At 58.1% G+C, this 16,558-nt stretch carries 13 protein-coding genes and 1 pseudogene; 8 read left to right on the top strand and 6 right to left on the bottom strand.

The features are described 5' to 3' along the window. Positions 1 to 112 precede the first annotated feature (112 nt). Positions 113 to 709 (top strand): toll/interleukin-1 receptor domain-containing protein, encoded by a 597-nt coding sequence (locus AC1DD7_RS01725; RefSeq protein ID WP_477513535.1) that lies wholly within the window; start codon positions 113 to 115, stop codon positions 707 to 709. 1,143 nt (positions 710 to 1,852) lie between these two features. Continuing rightward, on the top strand, positions 1,853 to 2,560 hold the full coding sequence (locus AC1DD7_RS01720) for a DUF4238 domain-containing protein (RefSeq protein ID WP_477513534.1): 708 nt from the start codon (positions 1,853 to 1,855) through the stop codon (positions 2,558 to 2,560). A gap of 1,445 nt (positions 2,561 to 4,005) precedes the next feature. Here the strand turns inward: AC1DD7_RS01720 and AC1DD7_RS01715 are convergent. Next, positions 4,006 to 4,296: a GlcG/HbpS family heme-binding protein gene (locus AC1DD7_RS01715; RefSeq protein WP_477513533.1), complete on the bottom strand. Its 291-nt coding sequence runs from the start codon at positions 4,294 to 4,296 to the stop codon at positions 4,006 to 4,008. 35 nt (positions 4,297 to 4,331) lie between these two features. Between AC1DD7_RS01715 and AC1DD7_RS01710 the strand changes: the two are divergent. The 3 genes and pseudogenes from AC1DD7_RS01710 to AC1DD7_RS01700 all read left to right on the top strand — a co-directional run. Beyond that, positions 4,332 to 4,514: pseudogene (locus AC1DD7_RS01710) on the top strand (DUF4193 family protein); the annotation flags it as partial. A gap of 145 nt (positions 4,515 to 4,659) precedes the next feature. Beyond that, positions 4,660 to 4,842 carry a YegP family protein gene (locus AC1DD7_RS01705; protein WP_442003137.1) on the top strand — a complete coding sequence of 61 codons (183 nt, stop codon included), beginning with the start codon at positions 4,660 to 4,662 and terminating at the stop codon, positions 4,840 to 4,842. Positions 4,843 to 5,951: 1,109 nt separating this feature from the next. Further along, positions 5,952 to 6,719 carry a hypothetical protein gene (locus tag AC1DD7_RS01700; RefSeq protein ID WP_442003138.1) on the top strand — a complete coding sequence of 256 codons (768 nt, stop codon included), beginning with the start codon at positions 5,952 to 5,954 and terminating at the stop codon, positions 6,717 to 6,719. 173 nt (positions 6,720 to 6,892) lie between these two features. On the opposite strand, the gene AC1DD7_RS01695 is transcribed toward AC1DD7_RS01700, so the two are convergent. From AC1DD7_RS01695 to AC1DD7_RS01680, 4 genes are all read right to left on the bottom strand, one after another. Beyond that, entirely contained in the window at positions 6,893 to 7,279 is a 387-nt protein-coding gene (locus AC1DD7_RS01695; protein ID WP_477513532.1) for a hypothetical protein, read from the bottom strand. A 669-nt stretch (positions 7,280 to 7,948) separates the two neighbouring features. Then, positions 7,949 to 8,740 carry a hypothetical protein gene (locus tag AC1DD7_RS01690; protein ID WP_477513531.1) on the bottom strand — a complete coding sequence of 264 codons (792 nt, stop codon included), beginning with the start codon at positions 8,738 to 8,740 and terminating at the stop codon, positions 7,949 to 7,951. 794 nt (positions 8,741 to 9,534) lie between these two features. Continuing rightward, entirely contained in the window at positions 9,535 to 9,849 is a 315-nt protein-coding gene (locus AC1DD7_RS01685; RefSeq protein ID WP_442003140.1) for a hypothetical protein, read from the bottom strand. A 311-nt stretch (positions 9,850 to 10,160) separates the two neighbouring features. Next, positions 10,161 to 11,093 carry an HNH endonuclease gene (locus AC1DD7_RS01680; RefSeq protein ID WP_477513530.1) on the bottom strand — a complete coding sequence of 311 codons (933 nt, stop codon included), beginning with the start codon at positions 11,091 to 11,093 and terminating at the stop codon, positions 10,161 to 10,163. 494 nt (positions 11,094 to 11,587) lie between these two features. Between AC1DD7_RS01680 and AC1DD7_RS01675 the strand changes: the two genes are divergently transcribed. Beyond that, a complete protein-coding gene (locus AC1DD7_RS01675) occupies positions 11,588 to 13,267 on the top strand; it encodes an FG-GAP-like repeat-containing protein (protein WP_477513529.1) in 1,680 nt (559 codons plus the stop codon). Between the two features lie 478 nt (positions 13,268 to 13,745). Here the strand turns inward: AC1DD7_RS01675 and AC1DD7_RS01670 are convergent, their stop codons facing one another. Continuing rightward, the gene (locus AC1DD7_RS01670) at positions 13,746 to 14,570 is read right to left on the bottom strand and encodes a FadR/GntR family transcriptional regulator (protein ID WP_442003143.1); all 825 of its coding nucleotides are present in this window, start codon (positions 14,568 to 14,570) and stop codon (positions 13,746 to 13,748) included. A 149-nt stretch (positions 14,571 to 14,719) separates the two neighbouring features. Between AC1DD7_RS01670 and AC1DD7_RS01665 the strand changes: the two genes are divergently transcribed. Both AC1DD7_RS01665 and AC1DD7_RS01660 read left to right on the top strand, forming a co-directional pair. Beyond that, the gene (locus tag AC1DD7_RS01665) at positions 14,720 to 15,688 is read left to right on the top strand and encodes an ABC transporter substrate-binding protein (RefSeq protein ID WP_442003144.1); all 969 of its coding nucleotides are present in this window, start codon (positions 14,720 to 14,722) and stop codon (positions 15,686 to 15,688) included. A gap of 15 nt (positions 15,689 to 15,703) precedes the next feature. After that, a complete protein-coding gene (locus AC1DD7_RS01660) occupies positions 15,704 to 16,522 on the top strand; it encodes an ABC transporter permease (protein WP_477513528.1) in 819 nt (272 codons plus the stop codon). The last annotated feature ends 36 nt before the right edge of the window (positions 16,523 to 16,558 follow it).

Here is a 16,558-nt window from a genome sequence, read left to right as displayed (position 1 = left end):
TCCGCTGAGCATCATCCGGTGCTGCGGATGCTGTGTTTACCTCTGGACGCATTACAGATCGCGGTAGCGGATTGCTGTGCGACGAAATCTAAAGCTTTGAAGGGTTATTGCCGTGGAAACCATATTTCTCTCACATACCGGTGTAGACAAACCAATCGTCCGCCAAGTTAATGCTGAGCTAGCACTTTTAGGAGCGGAAACTCATTTCGATGAGCTCGGTGTGCTCAACGGCGACATCATAAATGAGTGGATAGACAGGGCTCTAGACGCGACCACGCTCTTCACGCTCTTCTGGTCTGCTGCTGCCGCCAATGCGCCATGGGTCAAAGCTGAGTGGACGGCCGCGCACTGGAAGTTCATCAGTGAGCCGCATAAGTTTATAGTCGTTCGGCTGGATGACACTGAGCTCCCCGTGCTGCTAGCTTCGAAAAAGTGGATTGACGCTCGCGGCGACGTTGGTGCGGTAGCTCCGGAGATCTTAGGACTGACAGGTCCGGCTCGCCTGCTTAAGGCGATTCAGAACACCCTTGAGTCGTGGGAAATCCGCATTGATGCCTACCCCGGGATCGGTCCGCTTGCCGGTTGTGGTGGATGCGGTGCTGGGTTGGAATCTATAGTCATTAGAACCCAAACCGACTACAGCCGTGATGATGAATACATAGAAGCGCGATGCCAGGAGTGCGATTGGTGGACTGGAGGCGAGATCTGAGGCATGGGCCAGGAGCCGAACAGGCCCCGCGGGTAATACCAATCACAGTTTGACGGGGCGAAGAACGTCGTGGGAAGCCACGTGTGCTGCCGGAACTTACGATACACGACCGCCGCTGAGGCATGCGAGCCAAGCCAAGGCCGAAGCTAAAGTCCGGTCATAGGTAGCATCATGAACGCTCCGGGAAGCCGAGAAGTCTCTGACGTGGAATTTCGCAGCTCTAGGCGCTGACTCGCAGAGTTCTCGTTGTTCTGACCTTATCTCGAAGATACCGCGTTTAGGTCTTTCATACCGAAGTCCTAAAGCGTTGTACTCGACGTGTTTGTCAAGACCTCCGGGTTGGTCGCATCTGCAATGAAAGCGGACGGCATCGCTTCTATTGAGATCGTTGACAGATACCCAGAAGCCTTCACTGCCCCTCGTTCGGCCTACATTTACTTGTCGCATGGAAGTGGGACGGGCGACATGACGCACATTCGCAGGCGACACTATCTGCGAGCCATGGCGACGAGAGAGTTCAGCTGCCACAGCCGACCCAGTGCTTTGGGGGAGGTCTCGTCGGCAACGTCGACGCGTGACTAAGAATGAACGGGGGAGTATCCTCGAGCAGGTTGCGGTCCCTGCCAGGGCCGCCGGAGCATTGGGAGTTTACGCGCTGGTCGGCTGGGCATATCGAAACCGGACCAGTTTGCCAATAAGAACCCTTTCGTCAACCCGGAGAGGCGACTACTTGCTGGTCCCATACCCCGTCAGACCAACCCGACTTGTCGGTGTTTCGCACCGGCCCCGACCAAACGGGTGACTGCGTCAGTAGCGCGGAGAAACCACCCTGCTGGGCCGATCTGGACGAATCGAAAAAGTCGAGTGGGTGTCGACTAATGCGCGCTCCCGGCCGCCATGGTGAAATGAGGCAGGGAACCTGACGACCAAAAGGACATTCCATGCTTGCACCGATAATCAACACTGCAGCTTAGTGCGGCTCACCTGATGTCGGCGTTATGGGCGCGATTCGGAGAGGCCACTCTTAGGAAGACGAGATGGGTTGCTGCTTCAATCGGAAGGACAAAGTTTGCCCCATCAGGACCTAGGGAGCCGTCCGGTTCATCTTGCTAGGATCAGGCTATGGTTGTGAGGCGAGCGCACATGGTCTCTAAGTTCTATCTGCATGCTTGGAGCGACGATAGCGGCTGCGTCGATGTCTTCGACCTGGAAGGTATGCGGGGTTTCAAGACAGCCACTGGGAGTGCCACAGTTGTTAGCTTTGCATATGACCCTAATGTGCTGTCGAATGATTTAGAGAGAGATTTCGGCGACATTGAATCCGCCGCTGCACCTTCACTGCTGACACTACGTCAGAAGGAAGCGCTATCGAGGGCCGGCCAGCTCTGCGTCATTGACTTTCTAGACATGCATCTTGAAAGAGGTCGATTTGCGGACCAGTCAAAAGTCCAAACTTCTGCATTGATCATGATGACGGATGGCGAGCCCCAAGAACGAAAACTCGGGTTGGCAGATAGGCTTCTGTTGTCGAGGTCCATGGACGGGCCCGTACGTTTGGGCGCACTGGGCTTGGAAGAATGGCCTTGGAGGGTTTACGAGTGGCGCGACGGTGAAAACCTTCTGACGGGAGACGGTGCCGTGCTCCTTTGGAAAACCGACGAAGATAGTGAGATTGGCACCGTAACGTTCCCTCTCTCCCCGACGCTGATACTCGTCATTGGTGACGAGCTCCCTTACGAAATGCACATCAATACCGTTATTGTCCGAAACAGCCGACGTTGGTTGGTTGGGAACGCTGGCACTCTAGATGCCTCCCTGATCGCCGCTGCGCGTAGCACCTCGCCAAACTAAGGTCTTAAGGATCGCGCAACCGGAGAAGTATCTCCACAGCCTGCCGGAGCTGCTCGTGAGCTCGCTAGATGCAAGATATTCAAGCCCATCACGAACCTCCCAACAGTCTTTTGATTATCTTCGCGCGGGCCACGCTGACGTTCGGTTTGCCACGCCACGCTTCCTGTTACTGGTGGCAGTGGCTGCCTCCCTCGGCGGACTGGATGGGTCATGTTGTTTGCGCGTAGCTCTGCCATGGATGTCTGAAAGGAGGGAAACTGATGACAGAGTCTTGCACTGCACGGAGTGGTTTCGGCGGGGCGATTCGACTGTTGCTTGTCGGGCGTCCCGAAGGCGGTCGTGTTGTTCGCCAATCGCCTCGGAGAATCGTCGGTATAAGCCAAACAAGGAGCGTGGACAACGTCCACACTTTTCACCCCGGACTGGCCCGTACAGCTGCCGGACTGGCCCGGATTCCGCATGTTTCCGCCACTTCCCAGTGTTCGCAAGGCCTGGAATCCCGTTCGAGTCCCACCTCGGGCACGGCATACCCCCTCGTCAGAGGGGGTTTTTGCTTTAACGTGTTGACAATGGTTGACACGAGTCTCTGATGTGTGCCAGCTGGTGCCTGGCCGCCGGTTGGCCTGTTCAGTTATGGGGGAGCGGGTTCAGGGTTGTGGCCGGTGGGCCCGCCGCTTGCTCTGACTTGGGTTCATGCGTTCCTTGCGCCGTTCGTCCGGTAGGTCGTGGTTGGCCTACACCTCTTCATGGATAGGAGGGCTGGGCGCAACATGACTTCGGAGCATGGCGCCGAAACCACCGGACGTCGGCGCGTTCTTGACGTGAGGAAGCCGGGTTAGGCGCTGCTTTGTCAGGCCTGAAGGGGTGTGTACAGTGTGCACACTTAAGTCTGCTTTATTGCGGCTATTGTCAATCATTGGCTTGTCCCACCTTGGCCTGCATCTGCCCCTTCATTGCATGGGAGTGGCCATTGCGACATGACAGTGACGCGCAAGCTCTCTATGGCCAGGGCTATTTCGGGGCGAGAGTTATTAGCTACGGCCGACCGAGTGCTTCGGGTTGGTTTCGTGCGCGCCGTCGACGCGACTATACGAATGACAAGGCGAGTGGTCTCCTCACATATTTACAGGCCGTAGCTCGGCCTTCGGAACACTGCCCACGCGATTGTCGGCTGAGCATGCGCAAGCCGTACTCTTTGCCGATATGGGCCCTTTCGTCAGGCTGGGGTTAGGCGGGCCCAACGACAGGCACCATCTACGAGGCATCGTCCCAAGGCAACCTTGTGGGTCGCCCGCCGGTATGCTCCCAGGCGGGGTGCGCAAAGTCCAAGGCCTGGTCTCCAGAGGCCTGTCTTTTAGGTGTCTGTATTTTCACCCAACGGCATAGTAGTTCCCCTTACTTGTTCCTCCAGGCTGCTGGCAGCTCTCGATGAGGTCAGGTTTTGGCTATGTGTTGCCCAAGGAAGCTAGAACTTCCAGTCCGATTTCGGCGTCTTGGTCGGGCGTTCCTCCGGCAATGCCAAGACCTCCCAAGTGCTTTCCGTCCAGGACCAAGGGGAATCCCCCGCGGATGTTTTTGAGGAGGTTGTCAGTTCCCATTGGAAGTGTAAGTGCGAAGTCTCCCTGCATCCATCCGCTGGGTCTCCGGGAGGAGGCCGCCGTATTGGCTTTCCGTCGGCTGGTCGCCACGCTGTGGGGCATGGAACCGTCCGCCCTGCCGAAAGCAACCAGGCCCATCATCGGATCGACAACAGTCACTGCGACCAGAACACCAGGCTGATGGCCTTGACCAGGAAGGCCCCGGCGGCGAGATCATCGCCGAAGAACTGATCGTCCAAGTGATTCCGCCGGCAGCTGACGAGTTCACGTGCTACTCGTGTTTCCTGGTCCGGCGCAGGTCCCAGATCGCCCGCGAAAAGGACGGCCACGTGTACTGCGTTGAGTGCGAGGGCTAGACATTCGCTGCTGACGAAGTAGCGATGCCAAAAGCCCGGCTCATGTTGCAGCCCAAACGCAATTCCAAGCAGTTAGGATGACGGTGTTCAAGCATTTCGCCGGTACGTTCACCTTTGGGGTGGCATTGTTGCAGGAGGATCACGCATGGCAGGCAAGTACGAAATCTATTCAGACAAGTCTCAGGGCTTTCGTTTTCGACTGAAGGCTGGCAATGGCGAGGTCATCGCCACCAGCGAGTCGTATACAAGCAAAGCCGCCGCCCAAAAGGGCATCGACTCGGTCAAGGCGAATGCACAATCCGCTGTCGTGGATCTCACTGACAAGTAGCGCTCGAAGCTGAGCCATCAACGCTGATTACCCTGGGGCATCGAATGCTCCGGGGTAATTTTTCGGGACCACGCTCAAAGATGATGGTCCTTTGATGCGGAATACAGATCCATCCCGCTGGCGCTTCAACGGGCCCGTGCCTGCCCGTTGGCAGTGGTCCTTTAGAAACAGCCGGGATATGCGCGCTGGACGGCGGTGACGTCCGCATCCAGCAGTGTACCGTCTGGCTGGAATGCGATCAGTCCGAAGGCACAGCTGGTATTGCTGCCATCGGTGGCGGTGCCGACGTTCGTGGAACTGCACAAATCACGGCCCCCGCCGCCGCCTTGAAGTACCTTCCCACCCAGAGCCGATGAGCAGGCAGCCGCTTCCGTCACAAGAAGCGCACTTCTGTCCTGGGCGGCCTGTGCTGAAGTTGCAGCCGCTGCGGAGGCAGAGGCTGTCTGTGCCTGGTTCTGGGCGGTGATCGAAGCCTGCGCTTGTTCTCTCTTCGAGTGCTTTGCATCGCAATCCCGAATTTGCTCATCGGCAATGCTTCGCGCCTTGGGCAGAGAAACGCCCACGTAATCAGAGAGGAGGTGTCCAGCTGCGGATTGCTCTGGTTGTCTCCTGTGGCCAAGTATTTGAGGATCTGGTCACCGACGTCGCATTCGGTGTGGATCGCCTTGATGAGGCCATTTGACGCGGCACTGGCTGTGCTCGTTGACGTCGCAGATGACGGGTCAGTGTTGATAGCCGGCCCGCTGCAGCCAGACAACAGAGTAGCTGTAGCCAGAGCTGCAAATACGAGACAGCCACTATGGATTGCCGGCAACACAGACTGCCCTCTCAGGATCGACACTGTATGAGCATAGATGGCATGCGGGGTTTGTTTCGGCTTAAGCACGACAGAGGCGTAGCCTTCATTCGCTCGGATCAGTTCCTATTAGCCCGAATGTAAGGGGCTTAACGGTCTTCAGCAATTCCAGTTGTCAGGGTGGTGAGAATTATGACGCAGCAAGAATTACTCCAAATAGCTGCTCATCCTGAGGGGAAGCGTGGACTTGGGCAACCTAGTCAATCTAGGCTCGGTGAAACTTGTATAGAGAACTCAACATTGGGGGTATGCGGTGAAACCACGCGTGGGTTTGGTCGTGGTCATGATGCTCGGACTTGTGGGATGCGGCTCGGCTTCACCCGATTCGGCTGCGTCGGCGGTGTCCAGCACTTCCACCCGGCAGACGGGCTTCCCGGACGTCGCTGGCAAGACTTTGGCCGAGGCGTCCTTCGCCTTGAGTAGCGCGGGTTACTCCAATTACACCTACTGGGTGGACGGCAAATTTGATCCGCATGCTGTGAGTTCGAACGACGATCTGGCTAGCTTTCTGGTGACATCCTCGTATCCTTCGGCCGGTAGTGAGGTCTCCAAAAGTGATCACATCATGTTGAATTTGATCCCGAACCCCGACAACCCTCCAAAACCCAAACCGTCTCCCATACCATCGCCGGCACCGCTGCCGACGCAAACGACAATTGCAGTTCCTGCGCCTACTACGCCTGCAGCTGCGCCTACGCCGAAGAAGCCGAAGCAGTCCCTGGTGACCTACATCGTCGAATCCGACGGTCCGATTGGCCTTATCACCTATACCAATTTCGTCGGGAACAAGATGGGGCAGGAACAAGCCTCGGACGAAGTCTTGGGGCCCGTGGAAAAGTCCTACGAGTTTGATGCCTCAAACTTTGAGTCAAGCTACGGATTCTGGTCTCTCGGCGTCAGTGCCCAAGCCGGAGCAGGTACCAGCATAATCACCTGTCGGATCATGCACGATGGTAGAGAGATCTCAAAGCAAACATCAACCGGCCAATACTCGATCGTCACGTGCAACGCCGGCCGGTGAACCCGCTAGCCCTGAACAAGGACGCCGCCCTCGTTCGCGACCCTAAGTCCGGTGGTCTAAAGATGGGCTAACGTCCCTACATGATTATGGTCGGCGGAGCCACGGCGAACACCTGCGCCGCGAAGGGGGCGGCGCAGCTCAATCAACATTGCTGGCTCAAGTCAGCCGGCTCGTTATTGTTTCTTCGCTGCGGAGCGGCACGTCTTCGAGTCGGCACCTATTGGAATAGCGAAAGCGTTAATCTTCGTCGAAAGGGCTTCGATCTTTTCCCCGGTAGCCTGCAGGGCAACTGCATCCCGGTCGAATGCGCCCTGGATGCTCTCCTTAATCAGGGGAATCTGCTCGTTCTTCAACAGCGTGACCAGCTGCTCATACTTGTCAAGCGCGTCGATGCAGGCCGACGGTGTCACCCCCACGAACTTAGTCGGCGGAGGACTAGCTGTAACCGTCGCGGTGGCCGTGACAGTGTTGGTTACGGGGGGAGCTGGCTCCGCTGCTGCGCAGCCGCCCATCATTACGGCCACGCCCGCCAAGAGCACTCCGGTTGCGATCCGGTTCATGATTTCCCCATTTCTCATCGTGGATATTTTTCGCCAGCTATGCAGACGTGCCGTCCCACTTGAACGCGATAATAGGACGATGGTCCCCGAAATACCCTAGGATTTACGGCTCCTGATGCAATCCTTGGCACACCCTGAGCAAATCTTGATGTAACCCCATGCGGCCATCAAAATTCATCCGGTCCTGGGAAAACGGATGGGCCAATTTGCAGCTCCACGAGAGTGAATACTTCGCAGCAGCAGCTCATTTCGTTTTCATTGTCGGTGCTCTGCGTTATTGTTCCGCGCATGAGTAGCCCATCGGCCCCGGAAGACCGGGACATGTATGCAGTCCTCGGCTCGCCGGAATCCCGTGTGCCGGTTCGTGCTCCGGCTGACCCTGTCCAGGCTCTACGCATGAGGGCAGTGAACACTTTTTGCTGTTCCACGCTGTTGGGTGGCTGTGGCGGAGAGCTGATTTTCGCCATCGGAGATGTCAACGTTCCCCATTTCCGGCATCAAAGGGGTAGCGTCTGCTCATTGACAGCGTCGCAATCAGTTGCTGACAGGTACGAGCATTTGGCGATGCAGGAGGCGTTAAGGTCTCGGATTGAAAGCATGCCGGGCTTCACCTGTCGCTTGGAGGCGACCATCGAAAGTGGGCGCACGGATGTCCTGGCAACGGGGCCCTCATTTGCTGTGGCACTGGAAGTCCAACGTTCCCGGTTGCATGAGCGTAGGGCAACGGAACGCACTCTTGTCTACGCCCAGGGGGCCGATGCCGTGGACTGGCTTTATGCAGACAGAGACATTGACGCCCACAAAGCTGAACTGGCCAACCGTGGATGGAGTCTTCGGATCTGGTACGGCTGGGCGAAGCGTGAATGCCGCATTGGCGTCCGCTACGAGAGCAACATCGACCCCGAACTTGAGTACAAAGAAATCTGTGGTCCGCTTGCGGATTGGGAAATAACGTCGCGGGGCTTGGACTCTGAACACTTGCGCACAGCACGAGCAACCGTGACAGGCGGGCGGGAAGCATTGCGCCAGAAGATTAATCAGGCGGCCTCCGCGGCGGCGCGGCGGGCCGCTATCAAGGCTGAAAAGGAAGCCGCGGCACGACTGCAGGAGGCAACGCGTCAGCGGAACGCCCGGGCTCAGCTCTTGAATCAGCTTCAGCAAACTCCAGACGGACTTGAAGAAAAGTGGCCTACAAGCTGGCCGGAACTGCAAGGCAGTCCTAAGCAAGTGCATTGGGCTGAAGAACTGCGTGCCCGAGTGATTGGATGGTTCCTCGAAGAGCTTGAGAAGGGCTGGCTGGACGAGAACCGAGGCATACCCGTGGCAAGATGGCTCGCTTTGCAGACACAAGCCAAGTTTTGGATCGAGATCTGCGGTCATCACGAGGAATTGGTGGACGTCCTGCACTGGTATGAGGACCTCTTTGGCCCATTGACCGTTTTCCCGGTTCAGGTCAGACATGAGGCCGGCGTTCCAGCACGAAAATACCGCAGGCCTCGGAGGACCCCTAAGAGGGCGACAGGCGCAGCATTCGAACCACCTGCAACGTGCCAGTATCATCTCCTCATGTCCCCAGCATCAAAGAAGCGCACTTGGCGCTCAGCAGCCAAAGCTTACGAAAACGCCAAAGGCCTCGGCCCCCTGGTCCCTGTGGATCCAGCGTCCCTCCGCACTGACGGTTCACCACAGATCGGACCGGGCCAGGTGTATGTGACCCGCACGGGAGAAGTCTTCCATCCGGCATGGTGCCTGGCGGTTGGCACTGCTTGGGATAGCAAACCCGCTGGGCTCCTTGTCATAGCAGAATCCAATGTTGGCGGTCGCCGACCATGCAAAAGCTGTGAAGAGCCCCTCCAGAGGTGAAGCCGCGTTAGAGGAGTCATGGCACCCGACTTCACCGGTCCTCAGACAGACCCAGCGTGCGTAGATTCCAGGTATTGAGAAGTTTCTCCTGACGCGCGGCGCACCCCACGGATAAAGTTGACTATATATCGATGGGTGTTTGGAAATGGCCCTTCTCCAGATTTGAGACCGCCATTGGCCAGGCCCAAGGCCGCTCGTGAGAATCGCAGAAGCATGCAGCGTATTCCAATCAAGGAACTCGGTCCGTCAACGCTCATCGGAGCGGGAGCAATGGCTCTTCTCATCGTCATTGGTGTCGTTTCCAACTCGTTCCTCTTGTGGCTGGGTATCATCTTCTTCATTCTGATGCTGTCCGGTTTGTATACGCTCGTCACCGGTAGGCGGTCTTGGATTCACCTGCCCGGTCGCGGAGGAGGCGGAATACTGCTCGCAGCAGGAACGATCGCCTGGGTGGCGTCGTGGGCGGCGTTCGGCGCCACGATACCGAACAGGCAGGCGTTTACGCCGCAGCCAGCGTCAACTTCAGCAGCGGCACCGACCACTGACAGCGCTGCCGTTTCTCCTTCGGCGACTGCAACCGCCACTCCCACGGTTTCACCCTCTGCAACTGCAGCTGCAGTTGCAACACCGAGCGCCACGCCGGCGCCGCCATCGGCTACGGAAACCGCGAGGACCGCTGACTCCCCATCCGCCAATGCGCCGACCAATCCCACATCTTTGACAGCACCCTTTGGGCAAGTGATTACTTTTCCGAGCGGCTTCTCAGTCAAGATGTCCTATCTTGGGCGCTTTTCACCCGGGTGCTGACCGGGCAAGCCGCAATTCCGCAGGGAGGCCACCCGGACTACGTCAATTTGGGTATTCCACTTCAAGGAAGTCGGCGCTGGAAACCTTGCACATCCAGGGCACCCCACCGGGCAGTTTTGCGGGCGGATCTTTCGTCGAACGAGTGAGCCTCGTTCGACTCGCTTCCGTAGTCGGTGCGCACTTAGCTTTGGGTGTTCAGATGAGGGACCGGCTATCGGGCAGTGGTGACCTCGCTCGCAAGGCGTCGCAGAAGGTAGTCTGCCTGTGGCTCGTCGCGCGTTGGCATCGCCAGACGCCGGCCATCGAAGGGCTCCAGTGCATTCTTTAGCGCTTGGTCATCGCCAACCTTCACCCAGTCGATCCGAACAACGTAATCCGTTCCGATGTGGAGAAATCCCGCGTCGAACGCACGGTCCACGAAGGTTGACAGGCAGATTCCGTTACTCGGGTCGAGCCTGATCCCTGGTGCCTTACTCCACGGCACGATGTGCGATGCGACCAGGAACTCTCGCGTCGAGATGCCTGTGATAGCGCAGTGCCCGTTGTAATTGCCCTTGACCGCTTCGGCGAATGCTCTTTGCGCACTGCCGCGAGTCTTGGCGGGGACGATCTGGTCGTACACAGCATAATCGCCTCGCGCGATCTGGTCGGCAAAGCGTGCGACCTCGTTTGGCTCGAACTCGCCCGCCTCGGCGATTGCGTCATCGCCTGTGATCGTTCCTCCCTGCTCGATCGACTCGATATAGGCGAGGATCTCATCTGTTGCGCGCTGTCGGCCTTGCACGCGCCGGCCACGCAATCCGTACCGTTCAAGCACGGTGCCCTTCAGCTGAGCACGCTGTTCGTCGCTGAACACCGTCATTCGCTTGAGTCGCATCCAGCTGCGGCGCTGCCTGCGCTCGATCATCTCCTTCTCGTTTACCCAATAGTCCCGGTCGTCGATGTCCGGCTGTGGAAGGCCGACCGCCGTCACGGAGCACTTGATGCCGATCGCCGAAATCGGCCTCGTGATGTACAGGTATACGACGTCGCCGAGGGCGATGTGCGCCGACTGCGTCTCACTCCAGTTCACCTCCTCGAGTTCTCGGAACGCATCCTCGCTCCTATAGGTGGCGTGCTTCGAGGCGACGATCCAGACGGTCATGAGGAACAGGGTAACGCGTCGACGCCCGAGTTACGGCCCTCTGCCAGTACCTCGAAACAGAGTTCATGTATCCCTACAGGGTTCTCATGATCCCGTTCCCGGGTAAGAGCTCGAGGGGCGTTTTCGGCTTAGTTGATGAGCTCGACCTCCAGCGCGTGGACGATGATCTATGTGGGCATGATGCTGCTCAGTGCGATCGGTGGCTCGATTAGCCACAGCGGTCAGTAGGAGATGCCGGGTGCGTGGATCGCGGCCTGCTCAGCCGTTGAGGGTGGCCGGAGAATCGTCAAAGTTCCAGGAAGTGGCCCACGACTGAGAGAATACTTCGCTGGTCATGACAGGCATCGGAATGCGGACAGAGCCCGATATAAAACGGGCAGCGAAGACGCCGATATTTCCCCGATGAATGTCCAGACGACTTGCCGGAAAGCGGTGCTGGACATATTGTCTGAGCAGGATGAATCGGTGCGAAATCCTTGGGGGAATGATGTCGCATGATGTTGGCTAGGCGTCTGGCTCGTATCAGCATTGCTCTGGTTATCACCCTCTCTTTCTCTGCCGCTGCTGTCTGGGGCAGTAACGTCGCCGTGGCCGCTCCGGAGGTGAGCGACTGGCTCGAGGTTGGCAACTCCGCGTCCGCGGTTGCCTACGACCCGACGACACGGACTCTCTTTGTGGGAGCCGACGGAGCCATCTCCGTTATGAAGGACGGCGTCACGGTGGGCAAGATCGCCGTGGCTGCAAAGACTATGTCGGCAAACCCTCTGACGCACACGCTGTACGCCCTCGACTCAACAAGCCACACTGTCACGGTCATCAACGGAACAACCGTGACGGCCACCATTGGGGTTCCTGAGGGGTCTCAGGACCTGGCACTGGACCCCGGTACCGGAAAGGTCTACATCGCCAACGGAATGGCGGGTGTGACAGTCATCGAAGCGGATAAAGTCACTGGCACGATCGCCTTGAAGGATGAAGGATACGTGTGGTCGATCGCCGTGGACACCTCCACGCACGCAGTGTACGCAGGGAACTATTCCAAGGGCGCGGTTTCGGTCATTGTCGATGGCATCGTCACGAAAACCATCCCGGCGGCCAGCGGTTGGTCAATTGCTGTCGATTCGGTAACCCATGACGTCTATGTGCCGAGTGAGTTCCTCAGGAAAGTCGTGGTGATCAACGACGGCGCGGTGGTGCGCACGATTGATGTTCCGTTGTATCCCCGGGATGTTGCGGTGGATTCTTCAACCCACACCGCGTACGTGACAAGCCCGGGTCCCCACCTGGTGTCCGTAGTTCATGGCAGCGCGGTGTCCTCTACTGTTTCGTTCCACAAACCCGGTCGACCTGTCGTGGATCCGGTATCACACTCTGTCTATGTCCCCTCGCCAGTCGGAGCAGTGGCCGTCATCCGGGACCCTTCAAACCGGGACTTCACCTCGGACGGTCGAACGGACGTGGTGGCCCGTGATGGTGACGGGGCCCTTTGGCTGTACCCCACCAACGGTTCAAGCGGCTGGCTTGCCCCTGAACGCGTGGGCCAGGGCTGGAACGCCATGACAGCCATCATCGCCGGTGGTGACTTCAACACCGACGGCCGCGCGGACCTGCTGGCCCGCGACACGGCTGGGTTGTTGTGGTTGTATCCGGGGGACGGGGATGGCGGCTGGCTTCCGCGCATCCAGGTCGGGCAAGGCTGGCAGTCGATGACGGCCCTTTTCGGTGCAGGGGACTTCGACGGCGACGGCTTCCCCGACGTCCTGGCCCGGGACCCCGGCGGTGTGCTGTGGCTATATCCAGGCGACGGGACCGGCGGCTGGTTCCCCAGGATCAAGGTCGGTCAGGGGTGGAACGGCATGACGACGGTCCTTGGCGCCGGTGACCTGAACGCGGACGAGGAACCTGATGTCCTGGCCCGTGACGCGGAGGGCTTGCTGTGGGTATACCCGGGCGACGGTGCCGGCGGTTGGCTTCCACGATTCCAGTCAGGGCAGGGGTGGAACTCCATGAGCGCCATCACGGTCCCCGGTGACTTCACAGGCGACGGTAGGCCGGATGTGCTCGCAAGAGATAACGACGGCTTGCTGTGGCTCTATCCGGAAGCCGGTGACTACGGCTGGATGCCACGCGTCCAAGTAGGGCAGGGCTGGAACGTCATGAACCCCCTTGTCTAGAGCCACCCCTTACATTCCCAGAACCTGTCCCGGGCGTAGGCAAGCGATGGTGGAAATGGTCAGAGCCTATGAGCACCCAATCCAATGGTGTTGGGATGCTTGCAGAACGGCTATTTCCTGAAGTGACAGAAAAGTGTAGTCATCGGTCGCGGAGCTATAGAAGATGGGCGTTGAACAGGCGGCTGCGCTGCCAGTAGCGTCGAATGGCTTGGTAGAGCTACCGTCAGACGCGCAGCCCGAAGAGCAGCCCTATGGGGCAGTTCGGCCAGTCTCGTAATGAAGGACATCGTTGCGTTGCAAGGTGAACAATTTGTCGGCGACGTCCTGGGCCAAAGATTCGTCGCAGGATATGGAAAGAAACGCGGCGACGTGCCATCAAGGATGCATCCAAGTTTGGCGAGTTCAGTGGCCACCGGCTGCCCTTCGGATTACACCGCTCCGGATAGGGCCACTCGAGAGGAGGCCCCTTTGAGTGGTCCTACCTTTTTGTGATGAGGGAGGAAATAAGGGAAGCAAACCTTTCATCCGAAAGCTTTGATCCAGACCCTGTTTCGAGGGAACTTGTCTCCAAGAGATCAATGGCGCCCGCGTGGTACTTGCGTACAGCTTGAACGACAGCATCGTGATTCTTCTGGGAAATGGCCTGTATTATGGCCTTTCTGTCTTCGTAGGCGTTTCCGGTTAGGGTCCGCCAGAACTGCGCGTCGTCCGGAAACAGGTCGCTCTCTATGCGATCGAGAAGCTGGATGAGAAACCCTCCGAAGACTCTCAGGAGTGGCTCGTGGGCGCATTCCAGCAGTGCAGTGAGGAAGGACACGACTCCGTCCAATATCTCACGGGAAGTGGAACCGCGGGCCACTGCATTGTTTGCTTCGCTGAGCGCATGGAGGTTCTCGGGAGTTGCTCGTTCCGCAGCCCTGGAGGCGGCTTGCTCGTTGATGAGCGATAGAAGCCGAAGCACTTCACTGATTTGCACACCCTCCATTTGCATGGCGGTGATCAGCGACGACCTAACAAGGGCGCCGGTGTCTTCGACCACATAGGTGCCGCTTCCATGGCGAACCTCCACGAGGCCCATTACTGCCAGCGCGCGGATGGCCTCCCGAATAGTGGACGGGCTTACGCCATAGGTGCCGGCCAGGTCCCGCTCAGTCGGCAAGCGCGCTCCCTTACTGATCTTCCCAGTTGCGATAAGCCCGCGCAGTTCTTCGACAATTCGTTCCGCGGTGTTGGTGCTTCTTAGGGTGCTGGCACCTGACAGGTTGACAGCTGGTGGACGCGAGGCCGCTCTCGAGGTAGGCATGGTGCAAGAATAGCGCACCCAGTCACCCAGTGACTTAAGCAACATGATCAAGTACGGTAGGTGTCAAAGTCACCCAGTGACCTTGACACCTTGATTGTCCATGAGGATACTTGAGGCCAACTTGAAAAACACGATGGAGTGTGCATTCGATGAAAAAAATGGTTCTTTCGACGTCCCTGGCCGCGTTGGCCCTTTTTGCAGTCTCGGCTTGCGGGGCAGATCCGGCGCCGACCGCGACCCAGGCGGGAGGTCCAACCTCCATAACCGTAGGGGTGAGCCCATCCACAGCTTCGGCAGCCGTATATCTTGCCGCTGAGCAGGAATTCAAGGAGCAGGGCCTCGACGTCAAGACGGCCACTATCCAGTCTGGGGCTGAGGCGATTCCCCGTCTGCTGAATGGAGAGTTGGCCTTCGCCCTGGGTGACGCCGCCGGCACCATGACAGCAGCAGCAAACGGAGTAGGCATAGTGGCTTCCGGTGTTGCCACGACTTCGCCCTCAGATCCTGGCAAGGACTATTCAGGCATCGTCGCTGACGACCCTGCGATCACCAACGTAAAGGCCCTTGAGGGGAAAACGGTTGCGGTAAACCAGTTGAAAGGCATTTCCGAACTCACGGCTCGTGCTGCCATAGACAACCAAGGTGGAAACTCGGCAGCTGTCCAATTCGTAGAATTGCCTTTTCCGCAGATGACCGAGGCCGTAGCTACAGGCAAGGTCAGCGCTGCGCTCTTGGTTGAGCCCTTCTTGTCCGGAGCTAAGGCCAAAGGTCTCCACGTAGTCATAGCGCCGCAAGCATACGCAGTCGCCGACCTGCCGTCGACCATCTTCGTCTCGTCGTCGCAGTTTGCCTCGACCAACCCCGAAGTTGTTAAGAAATTTCAGGCTGCCATGAGCAAGGCATCGACTCGAGCGAATGCTGACGCAGCTGACACACGCCGGATCACGGCCACTTACACCAAAATTGCCCCGGAAGTCCTGAATGTCATCACGCTGCCCATCTATGCCGAAGATGCAGCCGACACTTCGGGAATGCGGACACTGGCAGGGCTCATGAATAAGTACAAGCTTCTGGACAATCAGCCAGACCTCAACACTCTCCTGCTCGGCGGGAAATAGGGCTGGAGGCCAGGCATGGTTCTGAAGAATTCGAGTAGAACAAGGACGTCCTTGTCCATAGGGCGCGGTCAGGGCGTCGAGAGGAGAAGGCCCGTCCTGAGAGCTCTTGCATTCGCCCTCTTTATGGGTCTTTGGGAGGTGCAAGCCCTGAGGTTCGGGCCCGGGATTGTTCCTTCACCGGCGGAGGTCGGTACGGCTCTGGTCCGGCTCCTGCCCGAGCAGGATTTCTGGGCCGCCGTGTGGGCGACAATCAGTGGCTCCATTATTGGACTAGCTATTGCTGCAGTTCTGGCAGTTCCTCTCGGGATGTTGGTAGGCGCGAGTCCCTTCTTGGGGGCCAGCACACGCCTTTCCGTAGATTTTCTCCGGACAATCCCACCAGTCACACTCATTCCCCTGATCGTTCTCCTATATGGCCCAAGCACTTGGATGAAGATTGTCCTCATTGTTTTTGGCTGCATATGGCCGCTCTTTGTGCAAGCTACGTACGCCATACGCGAAGTGGACCCTGTTCTTCGTGATTTCGCGCGTGCTTTCCGCTTACGGACACGGTTCCTGTGGCTGAATGTTCTGCTGCCCAGTTCGGCGCCGTTTCTGTTGACAGGGTTTCGAATTGCCAGCACGATCGCGCTGCTGCTGGCGGTCGCCGCTGAACTCATCGGGAATGCACCTGGAATCGGGCGTGAGATCACCTTGGCACAAATGGGCGCGCAAGTACCTACGGCTTACGCCTACGTCGTGATCGCCGCGCTTCTCGGTGTCGCGGTCAACCTTGGGACGGGCCTCGGTCAGCGCAAGGCTCTCTTTTGGCATCCGTCTGTACGTGGAAGGTGAGAGAACCATCATGACAAATAGGACGGAGCGAGGTTT

This window comes from Paenarthrobacter sp. 10L412 (assembly GCF_056395565.1).
This window is presented reverse-complemented; position numbering and strand designations above follow the sequence as displayed.